The sequence below is a fragment of the Capnocytophaga cynodegmi genome, from assembly GCF_002302475.1.
Taxonomy (GTDB): Bacteria; Bacteroidota; Bacteroidia; order Flavobacteriales; family Flavobacteriaceae; genus Capnocytophaga; species Capnocytophaga cynodegmi.
This window is the reverse complement of the sequence record NZ_CP022378.1, coordinates 195,707-218,821: the sequence shown is the minus strand read 5'-3', so window position 1 is coordinate 218,821 and position 23,115 is coordinate 195,707. Positions and strand designations below refer to the sequence as shown.

The window sequence follows — 23,115 nt, the reverse complement described above, 5'->3', positions numbered from 1 at the left end:
AAAAACAAAAGTAAAAAAATTAATGATAAAAAGGGAGTAAATCGTAAAAAATATTGTGCAATATATGTTTCAGCAAATTTTATACTGAAAATAAAAATATTTAATTGTATGATTTTTATTATCTTTTTAACAATTAAAGAGAGAAATTTACATTTGCTGATTTGGTAAAAAAAATAGACCGCGAGAGTCTATTTTGTATTGTAATATTTTGGTTTTGTCAGAACACTTCGTAAATCCCTGCAGCTCCTTGTCCCGTTCCTACACACATTGTTACCATTCCATACTTTTGGTTACGCTGCTTTAACTCATCGAAAAGTTGTACTGATAATTTTGCTCCGGTGCATCCCAAAGGATGTCCCAAAGCTATCGCTCCTCCATTTACGTTGATTATTTCGGAATTTAAGTCTAATTCTCGAATAACAGCTAAGGATTGTGAGGCGAAAGCTTCGTTTAATTCAATAAGTTGGAGGTCATTAATGCTCATTCCTGCTTGTTTTAATGCTTTAGGTACAGCTTTTACAGGTCCAATGCCCATTATACTTGGCGGAACTCCAGCTACTGCATAAGTAATCAGTCGTGCGATGGGTTCAAGATTCAATTTCTTTACCATTTTTTCACTCATTAATAGCAAAAAAGCTGCTCCGTCGCTAGTTTGTGATGAATTTCCAGCAGTAACCGTTCCGTTCTGAGCAAAAACGGGCTTGAGTTTGGCTAACGCTTCCAGTGAAGTGTCAATACGAGGACCTTCATCAACTTTGAAAGTGTACTTTTTGGTTGTGCGTTTTCCGTTTTCGAGTAATATTTCTTCTATTTCGATGGGAACAATTTGTTTTTCAAATCTATTTTCTGCTAAGGCTTTCAAAGCTTTTTGATGTGACTGAAAGGCAAAAAAATCTTGATCCTCACGTGAAATCTTGAACTGATTGGCGACTTTTTCAGCAGTAAGTCCCATTCCCCAATAAAAATCTTCGTTACCTTCTTTAACAGCTTTGTAATCTGGAGACGGTCGATATCCTCCGAAAGGAATGTAACTCATACTTTCCACTCCACCAGCAATTATGCAATCTGCCATTCCTGATTGGATTTTAGCCATTCCCATAGCAATGGTTTCCAACCCTGAAGCACAATACCTGTTTACAGTTACTCCAGGAACTTGGTCAGTTTGGAGTCCCATAAGTGAAATGATACGACCAATGTTCAATCCTTGTTCGGCTTCGGGCATAGCATTTCCTACGATAACATCATCAATCAGAGTTTTATCGAAATTGGGTAGTTGTGCCATCATATATGCAATGGTTTCAGCTGCTAATTCATCGGGGCGTTTGAAACGCAACAATCCACGAGGAGCTTTCCCCACGGCCGTGCGATATGCTTTTACTACATAAGTTGTTTTCATAGGCTTTTGTTTTTAGCGAATAGAAAAATACTTACTATTCAAAGGGTTATTAACTATTTTTTTATTTTCAAAAAGATATTTTTACAAAGAATTATATTAATTCAAGAAATTTTCTTTTATAAGTTTTCTTGAAGTGATTTCATCAATTTGTAATTGTTCTTTAAGTTTTTCAACCGATTCAAACTTTTGCTCATCACGAAGATGTTCCAAAAAATATATTGTTATGTTGTTTTCGTATATATCTTGTTTAAAATCAAAGTAGTATACTTCTATGGTCGCTCCCTTTCCTTCAATGGTTGGGTTTTTCCCAATGCTCATCATTCCATAAATTTTCTTTTCGTTAAAGATGCTATAAACTAGGTAAATCCCATCTTTTGGAATGATTTTGTAAGATTCTTTGACTTGAATATTAGCTGTTGGAAATCCGATGGTTCTGCCTATTTTCAATCCGTGTACCACTTTTCCTTTGATGCAAAAAGGAGTTCCTAGATATTCCCAAGCTTTTTTAACATCTCCTTTGTGTAATGCTTGTCTTATTTTTGTAGAACTTACTGATACTTCGTTGATTTCTTGTGCAGGAATTTCTTCTACTTCAAAGCCAAATTTTTTTCCGAACAGCTTCATATCATTGATGTCAGCGTTTCTGTTTTTTCCAAATCGGTGGTCATATCCAATAATAACTTTCTTCGCTTTCAGCCTGTTAACTAAAAGTTCTTCTACAAACTTTTCTGCAGACATTTTTGAGAACGATTCATTGAAAGGACAAATTATCAACTGGTCAACTCCTAATGACTCTAATATTTGTTTTTTTTCTTCAAGTGTGTGAATTAACTTTAAGCTGTCATCTTTTTGGATAATCGTTCTTGGATGTGGAAAAAAAGTAAAAATAGTAGCTAATAAATCCTGTTTTTTTGCATTTTCTATAAGTTTCTTTATAATTTTTTGATGTCCTAAATGAATTCCATCGAACGTACCGATAGTAACAACACTGCCTTTTTCTGCCGTAAAATTAGAGATGTCTGTAATTTCTTTCATTTATGAAATAAAGCGTTTTTAAAGTTGAATTCTCAATCAATTTTTGTTTAAGGTTTCGACTACTGATTGTAAAACGAGTTATAAATATGAATATATTTTTCCTTGATATTACGGCGTTTAAGCTTTAATGTTGGGGTAAGTTCTCCCGTATCAATGCTCCATTCATCAGGTGTGAAGGCAAAGAGTTTTATCTTTTCCCATTTTCCTAAATTATTGTTTACCTTTTCTACTTCCTTTTCAATTCTTTTGAAAAGTTCTGGGTTTTTGATGACTTCTTCGTTTGATTCTCCCAAATTGATGTTACGTCTTTTTGCCCATTCTTTAACAAAAGAAAAATTTAGTTGTATGATGGCTGCTGGCATTTTTTCTCCTTCGCCTACCACCATTGCTTGTTCAATAAATCGAGATTGTTTTAGTAGATTTTCAATTGTTTGTGGGGCAATGTATTTTCCTCCTGATGTTTTGAAAATTTCTTTTTTTCTATCCGTGATTTTTAAAAACCCGTCGCTGTCGAGTTCGCCTATGTCTCCTGTATGGAAGAAACCATCTGTAATAGAGTCCTTTGTGAGCTCAGGGTCTTTGTAATACCCTAACATAACATTTGCTCCTTTACATAGTATTTCGCCATCTTCAGCTATTTTCACTTCGATATTATTGATAGGTTTGCCAACAGTTCCTATTTTCCAGTATTTACCTGATTTTCTGTTAACAGCGATAACGGGAGAAGTTTCTGTAAGCCCGTAACCTTCCATTATATTGAGCTCCGCAGCCGAAAACACTCTTGCTAGTCGAGGTTGTAAGGCGGCACTGCCTGATACCATCATTTCGAGTTCTCCGCCAAGGGCTTCTTTCCATTTTTTGAAAATTAATTTTCTTGCGATTCCTAATTGGAAATTGTACCACCAGCCATTAACTCCGTATGGTTCATATTTCAACCCTAATTCTAATGCCCAAAAAAACAAACGTTTAGATATTCCTTTTAATTCTGCTCCCTTAGCGTAAATCTTATCATACACTTTTTCAACTACTCTGGGTACAACGGTCATTAAGTGAGGCTTAACTTCTTTGATATTTTCACCCATTTTGTCAATAGATTCAGCAAAATAAATTCGCATAAAGTTGTATTGGTAGAAGTACGTAAGCATTCTCTCAAATATGTGACATACAGGAAGAAAGCTCAAGCAACGAGAACCTTGGGCAACGGGTAGTCTATCCTGGCAATCAATTACATTTGAGATGATATTATTATGTGAAAGCATCACTCCTTTTGGACGAGCAGTAGTTCCTGAAGTGTAAATAATTGTCGCTAAATCATTGGGTTGAATGCTGGTTTTAAGTCTTTCTACTTCCTCTTGATTACTGCTATCTTCTCCCAAATCTAATATTTCTCTCCAACTATGAGCATAAGGAACATCATCAAATGTATATATACCTTTAAGATTTGGAAGTTTATCTTGAATTGAAGTTATTTTGTCAAGCAATTCTTTATCTGAAACAAAGCAATATTTGCATTCAGCGTGATTGAATATATACTCATAATCTTCTAAAGAAATGGTAGGATAAACAGGAACATTTTGAGCTCCAATTTGCAGAATTCCCATATCAATAACGTGCCATTCTGTACGATTATTTGACGAAATGACAGCAATTTTATCGTTTTTTTCGACACCCAGACGTAACAACCCACGACTAATTTTATTGAATTTATCGATATATTCCTGAGTTGAAGTTTTTTCCCATTTTCCGTTGTATTTTGTAACGAAAGCCGCTTCTGATGGAGAATTTTTCAATTGGTGATAAGGAATGTCAAACAAACGTGTAACAGCATTCATAGCTTTTCATTTAAAATTACAACGCAAATTAAGAATTAAAAATAAAATAAACAAAATTTCTTTCGAATATGTTAAAATAGATTGTTATGACTGATGTGTAAAAATCTTATAATTAGTGTTTTGGGTCAAAATAAGAAAGGGAAACAATTTTGTATTGCTTCCCTTTATGTGTTAAATTGTATGTTTGTGATTTGCAAAAATATTAATGTAACTGCAATTTATCTACATCATTAAAGTGCTTTTTGTCCGTGATGTTCCCTTTTTTGAGCGTAATAACTCCAGGATTAGAACGAATCATTGTTTTTAAAGTAGTTTCGTCGTTAAAATAAAAGTCGAAATTTAGCTCGTAATCTTTTTTAATTTGTTCAGCTTGTTCAATGATAGAAGTTAAGCCGATTACGGTGTATCCCTGTTTTAAAGCTTTATCCGTTACTTTTTTGATGGCTTTAAATGCTTCTTTGTCAGATTTATCAATACGATATGAAGTCACTACAAGTAGCTTTTCTTTATCCATCATTTCGTCAAAGTAACTTTCACCATTTTTTTCTATGAAGAAATCGTGAATGGGAGGCGTATAGCCAGGATCTATTAATTTTGTATCAAAAGAAACGAACTCCCCATCTACTTTTGGGTAATCACCTTGCGTTATAAATACTTCCTCTTTTCCGTTTACGTTGAATTTCCAGTGATAATCATACTTTGGTAGGGGAGCCCCTTCAGGAACAATCATCCCCTCGGGAATGTTTGTACCTATCTTGTAAGCTCTGAAGTCTCCCACAGGCAAATGATTATAAACGTGGTGTACAAAAGCAATACAACCTATTAAAGATAATACACTGATAACCAAAGGAGTGTTCCCTTTTATGATGGGCGTAATATACTTTTGACCAATAAAGAGGATTAAAGTTAATACCAATAGAAACACATCTTTTCCGAAGGATTGCCAAGGAGTGAATTTGATAACATCGCCAAAGCAGCCACAATCTGTAACTTTATTAAAATAAGCAGAGTAGAAGGTGAGGAAACCAAAGAATATTAGCATAGCAAGTAGTGACCACAGTGTGAATTTTGTTTTGTAGCCAACAAGTAACATCACCCCTAAAAGTACTTCTATTATACAAACAGCAATTGCTAACCAAAGAGCGAAAGGTTCTAAGAAAGGCAAATTTAGTACGGGTTCGCTAAAGTATTCTTCTAACTTAAATGAAAACCCGATAGGGTCATTGAGTTTGATAAGTCCGCTAATGATAAATAGTACGCCTACGATAAAACGGACAAAATGTGTAATATATCTCATATTCAGATGGTAATTAATGATAGTGATTGTGTGTGTGATTTTATGATTCAGTTAAGTGGATTAATGCAAAAACAGCATAATTAAGCATATCTTGGTAGTTTGCTTCGATGCCTTCACTAACGAGTGTTCTACCTTGATTATCTTCTATTTGCTTCACTCGCAACACTTTCTGTAATATAAGGTCAGTTAGTGAACTTACTCGCATATCTCGCCACGCCTCACCATAATCGTGATTTTTGCTTTCCATTAGCGAACGAGCTTCTTTAATTTTCTGCTCATAAAGGGCTACGGCTTGTTCTGTGTCCAAGTCAGGTTGTTGAGCAACGCCACATTCAAGTTGGATTAAAGCAATGGCAGAGTAGTTTATAATACCAATAAATTCGGATATTTCATCTTCATCTACCTTGCGAATACCATTTTGTTGCAAACTACGGATACGTTGTGCTTTGATGAAAATTTGGTCGGTAAGTGAGGGTAACCTCAGGATACGCCAAGCACTCCCATAATCTTTCATCTTATTGACAAACATACTCTTGCAAGTGTTGACAACATTATTATATTGTTCTATAGTTCTATTCATTTGTTATTGGAAATAGTTGGGCAAAGATACTACTTTGTACCAAAATTTAAAACATTTCATCTAACTCTTTGTTTGAGAAATAGCTACCAACGATTCTGAGCTTTATCCTTTCCCCATATTAGGGTAGCCAAATAAGGATTATCAATAAACGGATTGCGATTGCCTTGAGCTTGTTGAATTACCTCATTACGATTGATTTCAATAGCGGACACAGGGTCTTCGGCATTCCATTTCAGGAACAAATTAATTCCCTCTCTCGAGATATCTTCTCCTAAATCCTCGTTGTAGCGTAAGTTCAGATATAGTACCATTCGGGCTACATCACCCTTCCACTCATCACCAGGGTACCAGCTGTTGCCGTTTACTAACCTTGCACCGCCACTGCCACTAATGAACGGATAGTTAGCACGTCTTGAGTTTACGTTAGAGTCGCAATACCTTAGGTGATGCAAGTCTCCTTTGGCAGTATTACCAATTTTAGATTGTGGGTAAACGTGTTCCGTATTCACATTATTGCTTCGGGAGCTGCGTACTTCACCAGTGTAGATTAACACTACTTTGTTAGCATCGTTTGCTGAGCGGTCTGCTGTGGGTAAATATTTGTGTCGGCTACTATATTCCAGAAAAGTAGAGTGTTTCTCAATGGTTAGTGTAGCCAATTCATTGAATAAAGCTTGTCCTGCTTTGGTAAAATCTACTGACTTATAGTAATCCTTCAACACGGGTGGAATAGTAAAGGACGTATTGTTATTAGGTTCTTTTTCGGTGGTGAAGTGGTGCTTAAGGTCTGTTGCTCCTCCTTTGCCATCACGTGCGGTGATAGTAATGTTATAAGTGGTGTTAGGCTTTAGGTTAATGAGCGTATAATGAGTTGCTTGTATGTTTCTAACATCAATATTATCCCCTGAAATAGAATATGTAACATAGTCACCGTCTGGGTCAGTGGCTTCTGTCCAAGCAATTGTTGCTGTATCGGTAGTGACGTTCATTACCCGAACAGCAAAATTATTAGGTGGCCGATTGTTGGTATCTGTTGATTTGGAACTACAGGCAGCAAGGAAGCAAGTAGCAAGGAATATTATCTTATTCATAATACATATTATTTTTTGGGTGTCAAAGGTATAAAAAAATATACGAAATAGAATCATTATACCGAAGCTAAATGTGTATGCCATTCAAACTGACAAGCATAAAGATAAAAAACCTTCACTTTAAAGTTGTAAAGTAAAGGTTTTTTATTCATAAGCTCCGATTAAAATGCTTTAATTCGGTACATCATTCCAATACTGAAGCGATTGGTGTGCGTATTCAGTGCGTCTGTTACATAAGTATACTTACGACCGACATAAGTTGCGAAGAAGCGTAAGTCTTGATCTTTAAACGGCAGGTACTCAACCCCTACGAAATACCCGAAAGAATTACGTTCACCGTCTTTGAAGTTGGCAGGAAGGTCGCTCTTACCTACACGAGCTGTCTCATACATAAACTTTCCAAATATGTTCCAGTGTTCGTGTGGCTGATACTCGGCTTTGGTAACAAAGGAATTATAAGTGGTTCCTTTAAGAGCCCCCTTGTGTTCTATTCCAAGAGCTTCGGGATAGATAGAAGCATACCCAAATCGGTCGAGGTCTTGATTAGCCATCATATAGTCGAAGAACATCTGGAACTTAGGCAAGTTTAACATCGTACCAAGCATCACCATAGTTCCGCTGTGGTTTTTAGCTTCTTGCTCGTACCCAACACTCCAACGCGTTTTGATGAGTCCGTCCCACATTGAGCCGTTCCAATTGAAGATATAAGCAAGTGGTGCGGTAGTTGCTTTTACATCCTTATTCTCAGGGTAGAGGTCATCAAACTTGTTTGTTCGGCTGTTCGTTATCTGAAAGTTCAACTCGTGGTTTTCATTAGGGGCGTACGTAAGCATACCACCCACCATAAAGTTATCCATATGCTCTACAAAGTCAGAGTACTCATAGATGTTCATCGGGTTGAGGTCAAACTCAAATCCGCCCCACGCTTGACACATCTTACCTGCAGTAAGTGTCCACTTCTCATTCAAACGGAAACCTGCGTACATCATATCGGTAGCACGTGCAAGATTATCAAGAGAAGCTCCTCCGTTCGAGCGATTTAATCGGTGACGAAGACGATAGAATATGCGTTCGTTAATGTTTCCTCGAAACTCCAACCGAAGTTGTCGTGCCATAAAATTAAAGTGTGTGTCTGCATCTTTTGCAGTCGTAGCATCAAAACTCGACTGAAAATTCAAATACACATTAAACTTATCTGACTTGGTTTTCAGCTCATCAATTTGCTCCTGAAAGCCTTGTTGTGCTATTGCAACACTTCCTATCAAGAAAGCCATTGCTGTACATAAATGTTTCATAATTAGTATAATTAAATATGATATTGGTTTGTTGTACTCCTAAAGCTATTCTACATATGTGTGCATTAGATTGGTTTTACATATATATTATATTGCTTATTAGAGTGTTTAATTTTTATTCTACTTAAATAAATAACGTAGAACATTAATTATAGATAACTACACTCGGTTGTGTGTGATGCTCTTGCTTGGTTGTGTGTTTGCATAACACACGGACGAGTGTGAGTTACTTGCTTTATCCGACTGTGATAGTTCCTTCAAAAGTAGTCTTTCTTGGTTCTTTAAGGAGTGATTTTCCTTGACTAAATTGAGTGACTATACTTAGTTCGTATGACCCTGATTCTAAATCTGCAGGGACAAGAATAAGCAATCTCGAAGGCTCATTGAACACTATGTCTTCCTCAGGAAGTTTTGTTTCCTTACCTGTGTCGATGTTTCGTAGGTATACGCCATTGTTCGGCGAACTACCTGCAATTTTAAGATATGCACCTTTGATTTCAACATTCTTTCCTTTCGTTATAGAACCATCAGTCTTCTTAGTCGCACTATCGGTAATGCTTAGTATGGTCATTGGGTCTGCCTGTACACCAAGTATTTCCACAGCGGTTTGTGCTACTTCCTTGCGTAGTTCAGCACCTTGTGTTATACTAATCTGCACATTATGTATTTCTGGGTTCCACGCTTTTTCACGGAACACGCCACGTATGGTAGGACGCATATACACCAATCCAGTATTCACATTGTAACCCTCTAAGACCATTTCTGCTACTTTACGATTGAAACGGCTAATAATGTCCTGAGCTGTTTCTGTGCGTATCTCCATACCCTCTTCCTTCAGGCTTTGGATAATGTCTTGCATCGAAACGCTCCCTATTGTTACTGGTACTGCGATAAAATCAGTCGTATCGCCTTTTGTTAAAAGGTTAGGCTTAAGCCAAGCTTTCATCTTTCCCATAATCATAGTATTTTTAATAGTTAATAATTTCTTTTTGCACGTCGTACTTCTGTGAAAGACACTTTGCAGTGTTAGAATATTGTTGTTTGAAATTAGTTTACACCATATATATTATATAGGTATAGTGTTTGTATGGTGCAAAGATGTCTTTCTCAGCTGTACGTTGGTAATAATATCCTATTGAATATATTGCTTTGAACTAATATTCATTAAAGTACTGTTGTATCTGTTTCCAGTCTTTTGTTTTGGTAAGAGCAAGTAACAGTAACACACGGGCTTTTTGTGGGTTGAGGTTTTGTGCTGCTACGAAATGATACTTAGCATCATCTACCTCTGCATCTAATGTGGTTGCTCCGAATGGTACACGAGATGAACGCACCACTTGAATACCTTTTTCCTGAGCTTTAATAGCTAAATCGAATAAAGTGTGGTAGAAGTTACCATTACCCACTCCAGCATATACGATACCATCAAACTTAGCATCCATAAAGGCTTTCATTGGTAGCTCGGACATATTGGCATATCCGTACACGATGCCTACTTTCGGTAGCGATTTTAGGTTATCCACATTGAACACGGATTGCGTGGTGTGTTTGCTTTGTGGAGCTATACCGAAGTAAGGTTTGCCATTATGTATGTAGGCCAATTTGCCATAGTTCGCTCCTTGGAAGGTTTCTACTGCGGTAGTGTTAGTTTTAACCACATCTTTAGCACCTACAACCACATCGTTCATACATACCATCACTCCTTTGCCTACAGCATTAGGACTTGCAGCTACTGCCACAGCATTGTAGAGGTTCGCAGGACCATCAGCACTCATTCCCGTAGCCGGACGCATTGCTCCGACCATCACCACAGGCTTGTTGCTATGAACGGTAAGGTTCAGAAAGTACGCAGTTTCCTCCATTGTATCAGTGCCGTGTGTGATGACTACCCCGTCGTAGCCTTCCTTGTTAAGCAGTTCGTTGATGCGTTTTGCCAGTTTGAGCCATACATCATCGTTCATATCTTGCGACCCGATTTTAACGAGTTGCTCTCCGCTTACCTCTGCGAGGTTCTTTACCTCAGGTACAGCTTGTAATAGTTGGTAAATACCTAATTCACCTGCCTTGTAGTTACTCTCGGTAGATGATTTACTTACACCTGCAATGGTACCTCCCGTTGCGATAATACGTATCTTCGGTTTCTGCCCGAAGACTGCTAATGACATCAATAAGCACAATGTCAAAGCAATTTTGCTAATAGCTTTTTGCATATATTAATTATTTAAAAGTTATTTCGATTGATAAAGTGATAAACACCAGAACTTACGTTATCCCATTGTCAGTACAATAATGTATCCTACAGCGAGAGCAACAATCGTGGCAACAAAGCCTGGTACTTGAAACGAGTGATTCAAGACATACTTCCCGATGCGGGTAGTTCCAGTGCGGTCAAAGTTTATCGCAGCTACTACCGTTGGATAGTTAGGAATGAAAAAGTATCCGTTTACAGCAGGGAACATTGCAACCATTGTCATAGGAGGAATCCCTAACGCTATCCCCAGAGGATATAACGTCCGTACAGTTGCCGCTTGACTGAAAAGCAAAATTGACATCACAAACAAAGCCAATGAGAACAAGAACGGATATTCAGTTACAATATGCTCAATGCTTGATTTGAAGAACTCTAAGTTGCCTTGAAAGAAGGTGTCGCCCATCCAAGCAATCCCAAATATAGCGATAACGGCTTGCATTCCCGCTAAGAAAACACTTCCTTTTACGGCTTTAGTAACATCAGCCTTAGTGATGATAAAGATAAGCCCTGCCACCGTCATCATCACAATTTCTATAATCTCAGGCATTCCCAGTTGTGTGCCATCAGCAAAGACAGGACGCAACGAAGAAACTGACCCAAATAGTACGATAGATAGCACCCCACATAGGAAAATCCATACGGCTGTTTGTGCTTTGCGTTGTTGCTGTGACGTAAGAGCCTTTTTAGCATCTTGCGAATTGCCAATTAATCCCTCTGCTAACCGACGTTGGTATTCAGGGTCTTTCTCAAGAGGTACTCCAACAAAATTAACAGCAATTGCACCTACGATAACACCTATTAATGTTGCTGGGATACACACCATTAATATATTGCTGAGTTCTATTCCGTGTGAGCCGAGTAAGTCTTTGCTTAACAAAGCTGCTGTAGCCGCCGAAATGGGACTTGCAGTGATAGCTTGTTGTGAAGCGATTACCGATATACTCAAAGGACGCTCTGGACGTACCTTGCTCTCAGTAGCAATCTCGGCAATAATAGGTAGGAGGGAGTATGCCACGTGCCCTGTACCTGAGAAGAATGTGAAGAAATAACATACCACAGGGGCGAGGAAAGTAACCATTGAAGGATTTTTTCGCAGGATTTTTTCTGCTACTTGTACTAAATAATCTAACCCTCCTGCCGATTGTAACGCTGATGCTGCGGTGATTACGGCAACAATCATAAGCATAACATCAATAGGAGCACTGCCAGGTTTCAGCCCGAAGACAAAAACTAAAATGGCTAACCCCATCATACCGAAGATACCCAGCCCGATACCTCCAACTCTAGCACCAATAAATATGGCAGCTAATACCACGAGAAGTTCGATGTAAATTAACAGTTCCATAAATTAAGTTCTTTTGTGTGCTAAGATAATGAATATTTCTTAAATTAATGCTATATATTTACGAAAAATATAAAAATATATTGTCGTTCGGAACTTAATGAGTTTGAGCAGTGAGTGGTACCAAAAAATAAATCAGAAATTGGTTTAATTGCTCCACTTCCTGACTTTATTACACTTGTTTTTTGTGATATCTATGTTTCTATTTGGTGTGATTTGTTTTGTGTATGCTGTGTTTTAATGTTTGACTCTCAATATAACTGAAGATTTACTTTTTGCTAAAAATAAACCAGATATTTTGGATTGTAAAATATCTGGTGTTTAGAATTCAGTATCAATTAGATAGTTATTTTTCTTTTTTTCGTCTGTTGTGTTCTTGCATCAACAGGGAAAGTTCACGTCCCATTTGTCCTGCAACAGAAGTATTTTCTTGAGCTCTGCGTATTAGATAAGGCATTACTTCACGCACTGGACCAAAGGGAAGATATTTAGCTACGTTGTATCCCAATTTTGCTGCATTGAAACTGATATGGTCGCTCATTCCATAGAGTTGAGCAATCCATACGCGTTTATCATTGTGGTTCAATCCCTTCTCATTCATTAAGTCCATTACCAAAGCCGAACTTTTCTCGTTATGAGTTCCAGCAAAGAGTGAAATACGGTCGGTATGTTCAAGAATGTATTTGATTGCAGCATTGTAATTATCATCGGTTGCCTGTTTTGACGCACAGATTGGGGTAGGATACCCTTTTTCTATAGCTCTTTTGTTTTCTTTTTCCATATATGCTCCACGAACAACTTTTACTCCGATATAAAATCCGTTAATAATGGCACGTTGGTGAAGTTCTTTTAGGTAAGGTAATCGGTCGTGACGATACATTTGTAAAGTATTGTAAACGATGGCTTCTTCTCGGTTATATTTTTCCATCATTTTTTCGATTAAATCATCGGCTGCGGTCTGCATCCAACTTTCTTCAGCATCAATCATAATGGGGAGCTTATAGGCAGCTGCTTTGCCACAGGTTTGGTCGAAGCGTTCAACGATTCGTTCCCACGCTTTTTGCTCTTCTTCGGTAAGTGGTTGTTTCTCAGAAATTTTTTGATATATGGAAATTTTTCCAAATCCTGTAGGTTTGAAAACAGCAAACGGAGTTCCGATGTTTCGATTTTGATGTACAAAGTCAATGATTTCCATCGTTTTCCTAAAAGTTGCCTCGAATGATGCTTCATCTTCCTTTCCTTCCACAGAATAATCCAAAACGGAACTCACACCTTTTTCGTACATTTTTTTAATAACAGGCTTACAATCCTCTTCTGAAACGCCTCCGCAAAATTGATTAAAAACAGTCTTTCTGATGAGCCATTCCACCGGCAAATGCAGTTTTAGGGAAAAGTTAGTCAGTGCAGTTCCAATGCTAATTAAACTATTATTTCCAATGAAGCGGAAAAGCCAATAAGCCCTTCCTAATTCGAAATTGTCTTTTAATGCGAAAGCAGTTTTTGTATCACTAAATCGTGTAGCCATTTTAAAAAAATTAAGCGTTAAACCTGAGTATTTTTATAACAACCGAAAAGTAAAGAAAGTTTTGATAAGTTCTTCGGTTTCGCAAATATATAGATTTTTTTGTCTGTATTTCATTTTTTATAATTATTTTTACCCGAATTTTTCAGAAGAGAATTTTATAGAATGAACATCAAAATCAAACACACACAAAATCAGCATAAATGAAAAGTATAAAGCAAGTGCATTTCAAGGAATTTGGATTTTCGTTTCTTAACGATTTGTTACGAGAGAAGAAATATTCGAAGATTTTCATTTTGGTAGATGAAAATACCAATCAGCTTTGTTTGCCGTTATTTTTATCAGAATTAGAGACAGAAACTCCTATTGAAATCATTGAAATTGAGGTGGGAGAAGAGTTTAAAACCATAGAAACTTGTACACAGGTTTGGTATGCTTTGTCAGAATTGGGAGCCGACCGTAAAAGTTTGTTAATCAATTTGGGAGGTGGCGTTGTGACTGATTTGGGTGGGTTTGTTGCTTCAACATATATGCGAGGTATTGATTTTGTGAATGTTCCAACAACACTTTTAGCTATGGTCGACGCATCAGTTGGAGGAAAAACAGGAGTAGATTTGGGTGTTTTGAAAAACCAAATAGGGTTGATTAACAATCCGTTAGGCGTAATTATCGATAGTCGTTTTTTGGCTACACTTCCCCCCGAGCAACTGCGTAGTGGAATGGCAGAAATGTTCAAACACGGAATTATTCAGTCTGAAGAGTATTGGAATAAAATGCTTAATTTGAGTAGTTTAACACTAAATGATTTAGATGAATTGATTTATGAATCAGTATTGATTAAAAATCGTATAGTGGAACAAGACCCTACGGAAAAAGGTTTGCGAAAAACACTTAATTTCGGTCATACTTTAGGTCACGCCATTGAATCATATTGTTTGCAAAATACTGATAGACAAACATTATTACACGGAGAAGCAATTGCTATTGGAATGATTTTAGCGGGATTTCTTTCCGTTGAAAAATTAGATTTTCCAGAAGAAAAATGCTTTGAAATAAAAGAAAATTTATCTCAATATTTTGAAAAACAAACTTTTAAAAAAGAAGAAATAGAGGAAATTATCAATTTGATGAAATTTGATAAAAAAAATTCACACGGAAATATTAATTTTGTGCTTTTGGAAGATATTGCTAAACCAAAATTAGATTGTTTAATAGAAGAAGAATTGATTTACAAGGCTTTTAATTACTATATGGCATAAAAATACTATGAAAAAGTTATACGTTTTGCTTTTTGTTTTCAGTTTTGGGATTTTATCTGCACAAACCTATTGGAAACAAACGCAACTCACAGAAAAAAAGGAACAAAAATCAGGTTATCAGTACTATACGTTGGATAAAGAAGCTTTTGGAAAGGCTTTGGGGGCTACAAAAAATTTGGTAGCTAAAAGAGAAACTACAATTCAAATTCCTGATAGTGAGGGAAATATTGAAAACTATCGGATTGAACCAATACAAGTACTTTCAGAAGATTTGTCCGAAAAATATACAGATATAAAAACCTATGTGGGTTTTTCAACTAAAAATCCCTCAAAGACAATTCGTTTTACGTGGTCACCTTTTGGTTTGAATGCGATTATGGGAGAAAATTTCGAACTTTCTTTTATAGAATCGATTAATGATGAAGGAACGGAGTACAAAGTTTATCAACGCAAATCTTCAGAAAATGAGCATTTTGAATGTAAAACATTAGAAGAATTAAAGTCAGAGAAAGATAATAAAACTCGTAGAGCTACTTACCAGACTGATAATCAAGTTCGAACATTCAGAATTGCCATTGCCACAACATATCAATATACACAATACTTTGGAGGTAAGGATAGGGCTTTCGTTCAAGTTGTTAGTACCATAAATCGGGTAAACCAAGTTTATGGAGCTCAATTATCAATTCAGTTCCAGATAGTTTCAGATAAATCTATTTTATTTGATAATGTAAAAGATGACCCTTTTGCGAATGTTAACTATGAAAATTGGCTTCAGTCAGAATCCGGTGTATTACAAGGAACATTGGATAGGAAAGTTGGTTCAGATAATTATGATATAGGGCATCTATTTCATAACAGAAATTTAGGAGGAAATGCAGGTTGCATAGGCTGTGTATGCGAGGCAGGACGTAAAGGGAAAGCCTTTTCTTCGGTTCGTTTTAGAAGAGGTATGGATATGGACTTTTTTGATATAGACATATTAGCTCACGAAATTGGTCATCAAATGGGGGCATACCACACATTTTCATATGAATATGAGGGAACAAATTCTCAGGTAGAACCAGGTAGTGGCTCCACCATAATGGGATACGCAGGAGTTATTGATAATCAGAATGTACAGAAGAAAACAGACCCGTATTTTCATCACAGAAGTGTGTATGATATTATGCAGTCAGTTAAAGGAAAAAGACCTGCAACAATGCTTCCTTCTTCGAATAATCCTCCTGAAATAGACAATTTGAAAAGTTATACCATTCCACATAGTACAGCTTATTTGTTGGAAGGTTCGGCTACTGATGCTGATGGAGATAATTTACTGTACACTTGGGAACAATCCGATAGCAGGGCAAGGGGAAATTATTTATTTTCACCCACCTTAAAAAGCGGAGCTACAGCACGTTCTCTTCCTCCTTCAACTTCATCAAAACGCTATATTCCCAGATTGAGCCGTATCGTTTCGGGAAAACTTACACAGAGTAACCCTCCCATTGGTTCGGAATGGGAAACTGTTCTGACGATAGGGCGGACACTTAATTGGTCGTTTATGGTGTTAGATAAGAAACCAGCAACAAATGCTATGGGAAGCACTGTTTACAAAACAATTCAAGTGGTTGTAGATGCTTCTGCAGGACCTTTTCAAATAACATCACATACCGAAAATTCCAGTTGGTTTGCAGGTCAAAAACAAACAATTACTTGGGATACAGCAAATACCAACACAGGAAGTATCAACGTTAAGAAAATCACTGTTTTGCTTTCAACAGATGGAGGAATTACTTTTCCGCACGTATTAGCAAAAGGTATAGATAACAATGGGAGAGCGAGAATAACAATTCCTAAAACACTTCGTACTACACAAGGAAGATATATGGTTAAGGCTGATGAAAATATATTTTTAGCCGTAAATTCTGGTACAATTACAATCAAAGAAGATGAGGATACCGATGGAGACGGGATTCCATCGAGTGATGATAATTGTCCTGAAATTCATAATCCTGACCAAGCTGATTTAGACAAAGATGGTATAGGTGATGTGTGTGATGATGATTTAGATGGAGATGGAGTACCTAATACAAAAGATAATTGTCCTAAAATTTCTAATCCTGACCAAGCTGATATAGATAAAGATGGTATAGGAGATGTTTGCGATGATGATATGGACGGAGATGGACTTTTGAATGAAAACGACAATTGCCCAATGGTTTACAATCCTAATCAGGAGAATTTAGATGGTGACGGAATAGGCGATGCTTGTGATAATGATATTGATGGCGATGGAATTGAAAATTCAATTGATAATTCATTGGATTATGTGTTGATTTCCAATGCCTTTAGTCCAAATAATGATGGAGTAAATGATTATTTTACAATTTTACGAGCTGAAAATTATTCCCAAAACACATTTCGGGTATTTAATCATTTGGGACAATTGGTTTATGAAGTGAAAGGATACAAAAATCAGTGGAACGGAACAGGTTCTAACGGAAATAAGGTTCCACAGGGGTCTTACTACTATATTTTTACATTAGACAATACAGACATTTACAAACGACAAGGTTGGATATTTATCAATTATTAGAGATGAAAAAATATATTCATAATACTTTATTTGTAGGAATAGCATTGTTGATGTTTAGTCAATTAAAGGCACAGGAGCCAAGCTATATCTTTTATAATCAACATAAAAACTTAGTAAATCCGGCTGCAGTAGGAACAGAAAAAGGACATACAATTTCTGTGGATATTCGCAATCAGTGGCAGGGAGTTGTTGACGCTCCTCAAACTCAAACGTTCTTTACCACACATAAAATTAATGAGCGTATCGGTTTGGGATTTTCCATAGCTAACAATAAAGTTTTTATACAGAAACAAGCGGGTATCTATGCCGATTTTTCATATTCCTTACAGATAAGTGATAGTACGAAAATTTATACGGGACTAAAATTTGGGGGAGATTTTTTCAACATAGATGGAAGCCGTATTCATACTTATACAACCCCACATAATACCCGTTACGACCCTTATTTGCAAACAATTTCAGGAAAATTTCAAATAAATATAGGAACTGGGATTTTTTACGAGCATCCTAAATTTTATGTAGGAATATCCGTTCCTAATTTATTGGCTTCCAAAGAGGTTAAACTGAAAGATGATGTGGTAACTTCGGTGGCTGAAAGGCTTCATTTTTATGCTTTTGGCGGATATCATTGGAGCTTATCCAACGAATTTGAATTAAAGCCAATGATGCAAGTACGCTTCGCAAAAGACATAAGTCCGTCGTTTAATTTTACTTTGGCTGGAGTATATCTGAAAAATAGCGAAATAGGATTAACATATCGTACTGATAATGCTCTGGGAGGGTATGTGTTGTTCTCCATTCCGAAATACTTTGTGAGAGTGGGGTACGGCTATGAAGGAGTTACAAAATCACAATTGAATTTGTATGCACGAAATTCACACGAATTTTTGATACAATTCAAGTGGTAAAAATTGCTATAAGTAGTCTTCAAAAAATTTGTAATAACGATTAATCAATTTCATAGGGAAGTATAAAAATTTCTTGACGGGAGAAAAATAATTTCTTCCCGTGAGAAAATAAATTTCTTGACGTCAAGAAATTTTCGGCTTGACGTCAGTTTTTTTATAATGTGTTTGGGAGAAAAACTTTTTCGTTATTAAACTTCTGTTGAAAGTCACTTTTTGCCTTGAAGATTATCTATCAAGAAGAACAACTTTCATCTTTACATCACGCTTAGGCCACTCGCTCTTTTCATCAGTTTCTACCTGATTTATTTTATCGACGACCTCCATTCCTGCAATAACTTTCCCGAAAGCGGTATAATTTCCGTCCAGATGATAGGCACCAGGGCTTTGCACCACGATAAAAAACTCATAAGGGGAGGCAAACTGATGTGGGTTGTCAATATCACTGCTTGGCATCGAAACAATCCCTCGATGATGTTTAAATCCTTTTTTAGTGTCGGGAGGAAGTAAGTAATAGCCAATCTTTTGGCGTTTTTTGCGAATATCCCAACCATCGGAATTACCTCCTTGAATTATAAAATCTTTAACAATTCTATGAAAAACAGAACCATCAAAATAGTTTTGTTTCGTTAGGAAAATGAAATTTGCCCGATGATAAGGAGTTTCGTTAAATAGTTCAATATCAATATTTCCGTAATCAGTAATGATACGAACGTATCGCTCTTTATTTTCTTTTTCATAATCAAACAAGAAAGGAATGACGCTTTGCGTGTTCAGCGTTTCAATGGGTTTTTCATTCTTTTCTTCTTTTTCAGATATTTTTTTCTGAGTTTCAGTCGATTGAATAGCGTTTTCCTTCTTTTCTGATTTTGAAGGAGTTTCACCACAACCAGTAGTAAGAAAGAAGAGAAATAGAGGAAGAAAACATTTAAATTTCATCAAAAAAATTCTTTAAGATAGCTATAGTTTCTGTTTTATTTTCGATGTACGACATATGTCCTCCTTCAAGCAAAGAATATGTCGCCCCGATTTCTTTTGCTAAAGTAGCTAATTCTTCGTAAGGTATTAACGCATCTTTCTTGCCAAGAATGAAGTGTTTCGGAACTGATAATGACTTCAGAATGAGAGTTCTGTCGGGTCTTTCTTTCATTCCTAAAGAGGCTGCTTTGATACCTTCATTAGGAGTTTGAGCGGCAATTTTGATAACATCTTCAATTTTTTCTTTCATCAATATTTTATTTTCTTCACTAAACAAGTTAGTTACAGAATTACGAATAAAAAACGTTTTGTCGTTATCAACTGCATTGGCAACTCGTTCCCGATTGGCTTTTTTTTCGTCAGAATCGGGTAGGGGAGTTGAATTCATTAATATAATCCCCTTTACTTTCTGCGGATATTTTTCTGTAAAAGCCAAACTTACATACCCTCCCATTGAATGCCCAACCAAGATGCATTCCTCAATTTTTTCAGTTTCGAGAATGGAATTGATGTGTTCCGCCATAGTTTCCATTGTATGAATTTTGGAAATTACGGGAGTTTTTCCGTGTCCGAGAAGGTCAGGAATAATGCATAGGCAATCTTTTTTGAGTTCTTGAGCTACGTCATTCCATACCTCGCAACTTTCTAAAAATCCGTGTAATAGAACTATTGTTTTCCCTTTTACTATCTTTTTGTAGAAAGAATTGTATTTCATTAGAATAAAAATTTTAGTTAAGAAGAATTGTTGCAAATATAGCGGATTATTTTATAAAAATCTAAAAAAATAGGCTACCCTAAAGCGGATAGCCTAAATTGTACAGGTTAGTAGATAGAATTTGTCAGAATAATTTCGCTGATAAAGTAAACAACAAATTACTTCTTGTAGATGAAATTTTCGCAGGAGTTGTCAAAACAGATTCATACATTTGGAACATATTATCTTGTTTAGCAATATCGTAAGATACATCTAAGCGTATACTTCCAAAAGAATAACCCGCTCCGAAAGAATATCCGTTAAGGTCTCCAATGTATTTAGAACTTCCTTTGTAGGGACTTTGTTCATAACGCATACCAGCCCGTAAACTCAGTGCGTTTATACGATATTCTCCACCTACACGTATCGAAGAAGTACCACTCAATGTGTTTTGAATAATGGTATTTTCACCTTTCAAATTATCACTAGTAAAATAAATATTTTCGTAGTCCTTGTATATGTAGTCAAAGCTAATTAGACCTTTTTTACCAAAAACATAAGCAACACTTCCAACCCAAGAACTTGGTGTTCGGAATTTATAGTTTCGTTCGAACCAAATCTCGTCACCATATTGATTTAGTAAATCAACATCTTTATCTTCATTTCTATTTGTTTGTTTATTGAAAATTGTTGAATACAAAACCTCTCGTGATTGTTCTTCAAGTTTGTACCACGTTGGTGACTGATAGCTTAATCCTAAACGAACCTGATTACCAATCTTCGCAATACCTCCTAACTGAAAAGAAAATCCGTTTCCAGTGGTATTGACTCTCACTTGGTGATTAGCATATCTTACCAGTGAGCTACTTTCAAAATTGTCATCACGCAAACTATACAGAGAGTTAGAATTAACTGGATGTGAATTGAAGTTTACACCTAAATAAATATTATTCCCGAATTGTGAAGCAAAATTGAAGTTGTATTTATTGATTTGTCCATCCTGAATCACTTCATATTTTTGTCGTCGCAGAGTTCTGTCAGCATTTGCTATGTAATTTGTCTCCGAGGCATTGGGCGACTCAGGAATAACTAATTCAGTTTTTATCCCAAGATAGGCACGTCTTGCGTTCCAATCATTCAATCCTAAGTAAAACTCTCCAATGGCATTTTGATTAACAATCGGAAGGTTTCCGTCAGCGAATGTAGATAAAGGAAAACCACTTCCATTAACATTTCCATTATGTGCAAAGTGACGGAAATAATCATCTATACCAATATTGTTATTTCCAAAGTATGTGAATCCTGAATTGCCAAGATTTTTAGTTTGCTGAAAATTAAATCCAAAACTTATTTTCTTCCAATTATCTGAAACATTAGGTATAACAAAAGCAATTCCAAACTGGTTCAAATCAAAATCAGAATCTTTGTTGATTGTTTCTTGATTTAGAAACGAAACATTTTTTTTATGTCTGTCATCTCTTACAGAGAAAGAAAATTCCGTACCTGAAAAAATAGCACTCCCTGCTGGGTTTATGTTCATTGCAGACATATCACCTCCCAAAGCTCCGAAAGCACCACTCATTCCCTTAAAACGAGCACTACCATTTAAATCTTCGGTAGAATAACGTAAAGCATCAGTGTAATTTTGTGCCTGAACTCCTGTTGTTAACAGAGTACCTAAAATCAACGAGTATATTAACTTATTCATATTTTTTTCAACAATTTATATAGATATTTTATATTATCTGCGGTTAGAGCTTCGATGACTTCCTCCGCTTCCTGAACTTCCCGAATTTCCGCTGCTTCCTGAATTATTATACCCTCTTGAGGAGCTGTTTTCGTAACTTCTTGAAGAGTTGTTATAATTTCGGTTTTCATATCCGCGTGTAGGTAGGTCGTTTCTTGAGTTATTATAGTTATTATTGCGATTATTATAGTTTCCTGAACGATTTTCATATCTTCCTGAAGGAGCTGTTTCACGGTTATAATATCCTTGTGAATTTCTTGAATTTTCATAGTTGTAGTAACGATTTGCGTCACCCCTTCTTGAATTATCTCTCACTATTGCACGACCCCTTCTGTCATAGTATTGATTGTTGTAACCACGATTGTATGAATTGTTGGGAGAATAGTAATAATCTCTGGAATAATATCTTCTACCATAGCCATAGTAAGGATAATATCCATATCCATAATAAGGATAATAACCTCTGTCATAATATCCATAACGGTCATACCAATTCCAGTAAGGATTGTAGTAATTTCCCCAACCTATTGAAAATCCCCAGTTAAAGTGATTTCTGTGGTAAGGATAATAATCATAGTAATAGTTGTCATAAGGATACCAAGCTCCATAACCCCAGTATGAATTATATCTGTGATATGGATATCCCCAATTGTTATCGTAAACATTTACAGTTACTTGAGTAGGGTTGTTACCCCAACCAGCATAAGCCTTTCTTTCAGGATTTGTGTAAAAGTCAGAAGTGTAAGAATCTACATCAGTAAAGTGAGTAAAACTCTCTTGTGTGTCACTATATTGTAGTGCTTTTTCTCTAAAATAGTCTCTGTATTTACTTTGTGGAACGGAAGTATTTCTTGAAGGATAATTGTCATAACGTTCAACTATAGTGACACGTTCAGGAGGCAATTCTCCATAAATTCCGTCATTATAATAAACATAGTATGACCCACAAGAAGTAAGTAAAGCTACCAAGGCAAATATTCCTAAAAATTTTGCCAGATTTCGTTGGAGTTTGTTATTCGTTTTCATAGCTAATAATTTTTTAATTCTAAAAATTCAAATTTAATTTTTCAAGATGCATTCACTCTTTTGTAAAATTTGAGAATGACACAATTGAGAAATTCTTAACCATAAACTTCTCACATTTTAAGTCACAATATTTATGCCAAACAATGTCTGTCAATCTATATAATTGTTTGTGATAAGAAGAATTCGTAAACGTTTCTCCGTATCACTTTAACTGAGTTATATTAAAAAAGTATGTTTTATGATTGTTATGTTGCTGTTTATTAGAATTTTAAGTTTTTTTATTG

Annotated in this window: 18 protein-coding genes; 3 read left to right on the top strand and 15 right to left on the bottom strand. The window is 36.1% G+C overall.

Features of this window, described 5'->3' with window-relative positions; all coding sequences use genetic code 11:
• Positions 1-217: 217 nt before the first annotated feature.
• From CGC48_RS01045 to CGC48_RS00995, 11 genes are all read right to left on the bottom strand, one after another.
• Entirely contained in the window at positions 218-1,396 is a 1,179-nt protein-coding gene (locus tag CGC48_RS01045) for an acetyl-CoA C-acyltransferase (protein ID WP_098028102.1), read from the bottom strand.
• Between the two features lie 96 nt (positions 1,397-1,492).
• Complete coding sequence (locus tag CGC48_RS01040) at positions 1,493-2,431, bottom strand: bifunctional riboflavin kinase/FAD synthetase (protein ID WP_098028101.1); 939 nt, start codon at positions 2,429-2,431, stop codon at positions 1,493-1,495.
• A gap of 59 nt (positions 2,432-2,490) precedes the next feature.
• On the bottom strand, positions 2,491-4,263 hold the full coding sequence (locus tag CGC48_RS01035; protein WP_098028100.1) for an AMP-dependent synthetase/ligase: 1,773 nt from the start codon (positions 4,261-4,263) through the stop codon (positions 2,491-2,493).
• Between the two features lie 202 nt (positions 4,264-4,465).
• Positions 4,466-5,560 carry a BT_3928 family protein gene (locus tag CGC48_RS01030; protein ID WP_098028099.1) on the bottom strand — a complete coding sequence of 365 codons (1,095 nt, stop codon included), beginning with the start codon at positions 5,558-5,560 and terminating at the stop codon, positions 4,466-4,468.
• Between the two features lie 40 nt (positions 5,561-5,600).
• On the bottom strand, positions 5,601-6,140 hold the full coding sequence (locus CGC48_RS01025; RefSeq protein WP_098028098.1) for a DUF1599 domain-containing protein: 540 nt from the start codon (positions 6,138-6,140) through the stop codon (positions 5,601-5,603).
• An 83-nt stretch (positions 6,141-6,223) separates the two neighbouring features.
• Positions 6,224-7,231 carry an endonuclease gene (locus CGC48_RS01020; protein ID WP_041993026.1) on the bottom strand — a complete coding sequence of 336 codons (1,008 nt, stop codon included), beginning with the start codon at positions 7,229-7,231 and terminating at the stop codon, positions 6,224-6,226.
• Positions 7,232-7,392: 161 nt separating this feature from the next.
• A complete protein-coding gene (locus tag CGC48_RS01015; RefSeq protein ID WP_098028097.1) occupies positions 7,393-8,526 on the bottom strand; it encodes a porin in 1,134 nt (377 codons plus the stop codon).
• 235 nt (positions 8,527-8,761) lie between these two features.
• Positions 8,762-9,481: a DNA-binding domain-containing protein gene (locus CGC48_RS01010; RefSeq protein ID WP_041993032.1), complete on the bottom strand. Its 720-nt coding sequence runs from the start codon at positions 9,479-9,481 to the stop codon at positions 8,762-8,764.
• Positions 9,482-9,680: 199 nt separating this feature from the next.
• Positions 9,681-10,736, bottom strand: a complete 1,056-nt coding sequence (gene ansB, locus CGC48_RS01005; RefSeq protein ID WP_098028096.1) for an L-asparaginase 2 — start codon at positions 10,734-10,736, stop codon at positions 9,681-9,683.
• A gap of 57 nt (positions 10,737-10,793) precedes the next feature.
• The gene (locus CGC48_RS01000; protein WP_098028095.1) at positions 10,794-12,122 is read right to left on the bottom strand and encodes an anaerobic C4-dicarboxylate transporter family protein; all 1,329 of its coding nucleotides are present in this window, start codon (positions 12,120-12,122) and stop codon (positions 10,794-10,796) included.
• A 343-nt stretch (positions 12,123-12,465) separates the two neighbouring features.
• Positions 12,466-13,644: a proline dehydrogenase family protein gene (locus tag CGC48_RS00995; protein WP_098028094.1), complete on the bottom strand. Its 1,179-nt coding sequence runs from the start codon at positions 13,642-13,644 to the stop codon at positions 12,466-12,468.
• Positions 13,645-13,844: 200 nt separating this feature from the next.
• On the opposite strand from CGC48_RS00995, the gene aroB reads away from it, so the two are divergent.
• Genes aroB through CGC48_RS00980 form a run of 3 tightly spaced genes read left to right on the top strand, consistent with a single transcriptional unit; the run spans position 13,845 to position 18,389 of the window.
• Positions 13,845-14,900: a 3-dehydroquinate synthase gene (gene aroB / locus CGC48_RS00990; protein ID WP_098028093.1), complete on the top strand. Its 1,056-nt coding sequence runs from the start codon at positions 13,845-13,847 to the stop codon at positions 14,898-14,900.
• A gap of 7 nt (positions 14,901-14,907) precedes the next feature.
• Positions 14,908-17,481, top strand: coding sequence for a reprolysin-like metallopeptidase (locus tag CGC48_RS00985; protein ID WP_098028092.1), 2,574 nt, complete (start codon positions 14,908-14,910; stop codon positions 17,479-17,481).
• A gap of 2 nt (positions 17,482-17,483) precedes the next feature.
• Entirely contained in the window at positions 17,484-18,389 is a 906-nt protein-coding gene (locus CGC48_RS00980) for a PorP/SprF family type IX secretion system membrane protein (protein WP_098029720.1), read from the top strand.
• Between the two features lie 225 nt (positions 18,390-18,614).
• Here the strand turns inward: CGC48_RS00980 and CGC48_RS00975 are convergent, their stop codons facing one another.
• The 4 genes from CGC48_RS00975 to CGC48_RS00960 form a co-directional block, all read right to left on the bottom strand.
• Positions 18,615-19,325: a peptidylprolyl isomerase gene (locus CGC48_RS00975; protein ID WP_098028091.1), complete on the bottom strand. Its 711-nt coding sequence runs from the start codon at positions 19,323-19,325 to the stop codon at positions 18,615-18,617.
• Positions 19,315-20,079 (bottom strand): alpha/beta fold hydrolase, encoded by a 765-nt coding sequence (locus CGC48_RS00970; protein ID WP_098028090.1) that lies wholly within the window; start codon positions 20,077-20,079, stop codon positions 19,315-19,317. Before CGC48_RS00970 ends, CGC48_RS00975 begins: the two co-directional genes overlap by 11 nt.
• A gap of 124 nt (positions 20,080-20,203) precedes the next feature.
• Positions 20,204-21,766: an OmpP1/FadL family transporter gene (locus tag CGC48_RS00965; protein WP_098028089.1), complete on the bottom strand. Its 1,563-nt coding sequence runs from the start codon at positions 21,764-21,766 to the stop codon at positions 20,204-20,206.
• A 33-nt stretch (positions 21,767-21,799) separates the two neighbouring features.
• Positions 21,800-22,831 (bottom strand): hypothetical protein, encoded by a 1,032-nt coding sequence (locus tag CGC48_RS00960; RefSeq protein WP_098028088.1) that lies wholly within the window; start codon positions 22,829-22,831, stop codon positions 21,800-21,802.
• Between the last annotated feature and the right edge of the window lie 284 nt (positions 22,832-23,115).

What these genes read in the sequence shown, in the direction of transcription:
- aroB (WP_098028093.1), top strand. Translation starts at nt 13,845, where the DNA reads ATGAAAAGTATAAAGCAAGTGCATTTCAAGGAATTTGGATTTTCGTTT.
- CGC48_RS01025 (WP_098028098.1), bottom strand. Translation starts at nt 6,140, where the DNA reads ATGAATAGAACTATAGAACAATATAATAATGTTGTCAACACTTGCAAG.
- CGC48_RS01000 (WP_098028095.1), bottom strand. Translation starts at nt 12,122, where the DNA reads ATGGAACTGTTAATTTACATCGAACTTCTCGTGGTATTAGCTGCCATA.
- CGC48_RS01035 (WP_098028100.1), bottom strand. Translation starts at nt 4,263, where the DNA reads ATGAATGCTGTTACACGTTTGTTTGACATTCCTTATCACCAATTGAAA.
- CGC48_RS01045 (WP_098028102.1), bottom strand. Translation starts at nt 1,396, where the DNA reads ATGAAAACAACTTATGTAGTAAAAGCATATCGCACGGCCGTGGGGAAA.
- CGC48_RS01015 (WP_098028097.1), bottom strand. Translation starts at nt 8,526, where the DNA reads ATGAAACATTTATGTACAGCAATGGCTTTCTTGATAGGAAGTGTTGCA.
- ansB (WP_098028096.1), bottom strand. Translation starts at nt 10,736, where the DNA reads ATGCAAAAAGCTATTAGCAAAATTGCTTTGACATTGTGCTTATTGATG.
- CGC48_RS00975 (WP_098028091.1), bottom strand. Translation starts at nt 19,325, where the DNA reads ATGAAATTTAAATGTTTTCTTCCTCTATTTCTCTTCTTTCTTACTACT.
- CGC48_RS00960 (WP_098028088.1), bottom strand. Translation starts at nt 22,831, where the DNA reads ATGAAAACGAATAACAAACTCCAACGAAATCTGGCAAAATTTTTAGGA.
- CGC48_RS00965 (WP_098028089.1), bottom strand. Translation starts at nt 21,766, where the DNA reads ATGAATAAGTTAATATACTCGTTGATTTTAGGTACTCTGTTAACAACA.
- CGC48_RS01030 (WP_098028099.1), bottom strand. Translation starts at nt 5,560, where the DNA reads ATGAGATATATTACACATTTTGTCCGTTTTATCGTAGGCGTACTATTT.
- CGC48_RS01040 (WP_098028101.1), bottom strand. Translation starts at nt 2,431, where the DNA reads ATGAAAGAAATTACAGACATCTCTAATTTTACGGCAGAAAAAGGCAGT.
- CGC48_RS00980 (WP_098029720.1), top strand. Translation starts at nt 17,484, where the DNA reads ATGAAAAAATATATTCATAATACTTTATTTGTAGGAATAGCATTGTTG.
- CGC48_RS00985 (WP_098028092.1), top strand. Translation starts at nt 14,908, where the DNA reads ATGAAAAAGTTATACGTTTTGCTTTTTGTTTTCAGTTTTGGGATTTTA.
- CGC48_RS00970 (WP_098028090.1), bottom strand. Translation starts at nt 20,079, where the DNA reads ATGAAATACAATTCTTTCTACAAAAAGATAGTAAAAGGGAAAACAATA.
- CGC48_RS00995 (WP_098028094.1), bottom strand. Translation starts at nt 13,644, where the DNA reads ATGGCTACACGATTTAGTGATACAAAAACTGCTTTCGCATTAAAAGAC.
- CGC48_RS01020 (WP_041993026.1), bottom strand. Translation starts at nt 7,231, where the DNA reads ATGAATAAGATAATATTCCTTGCTACTTGCTTCCTTGCTGCCTGTAGT.
- CGC48_RS01010 (WP_041993032.1), bottom strand. Translation starts at nt 9,481, where the DNA reads ATGGGAAAGATGAAAGCTTGGCTTAAGCCTAACCTTTTAACAAAAGGC.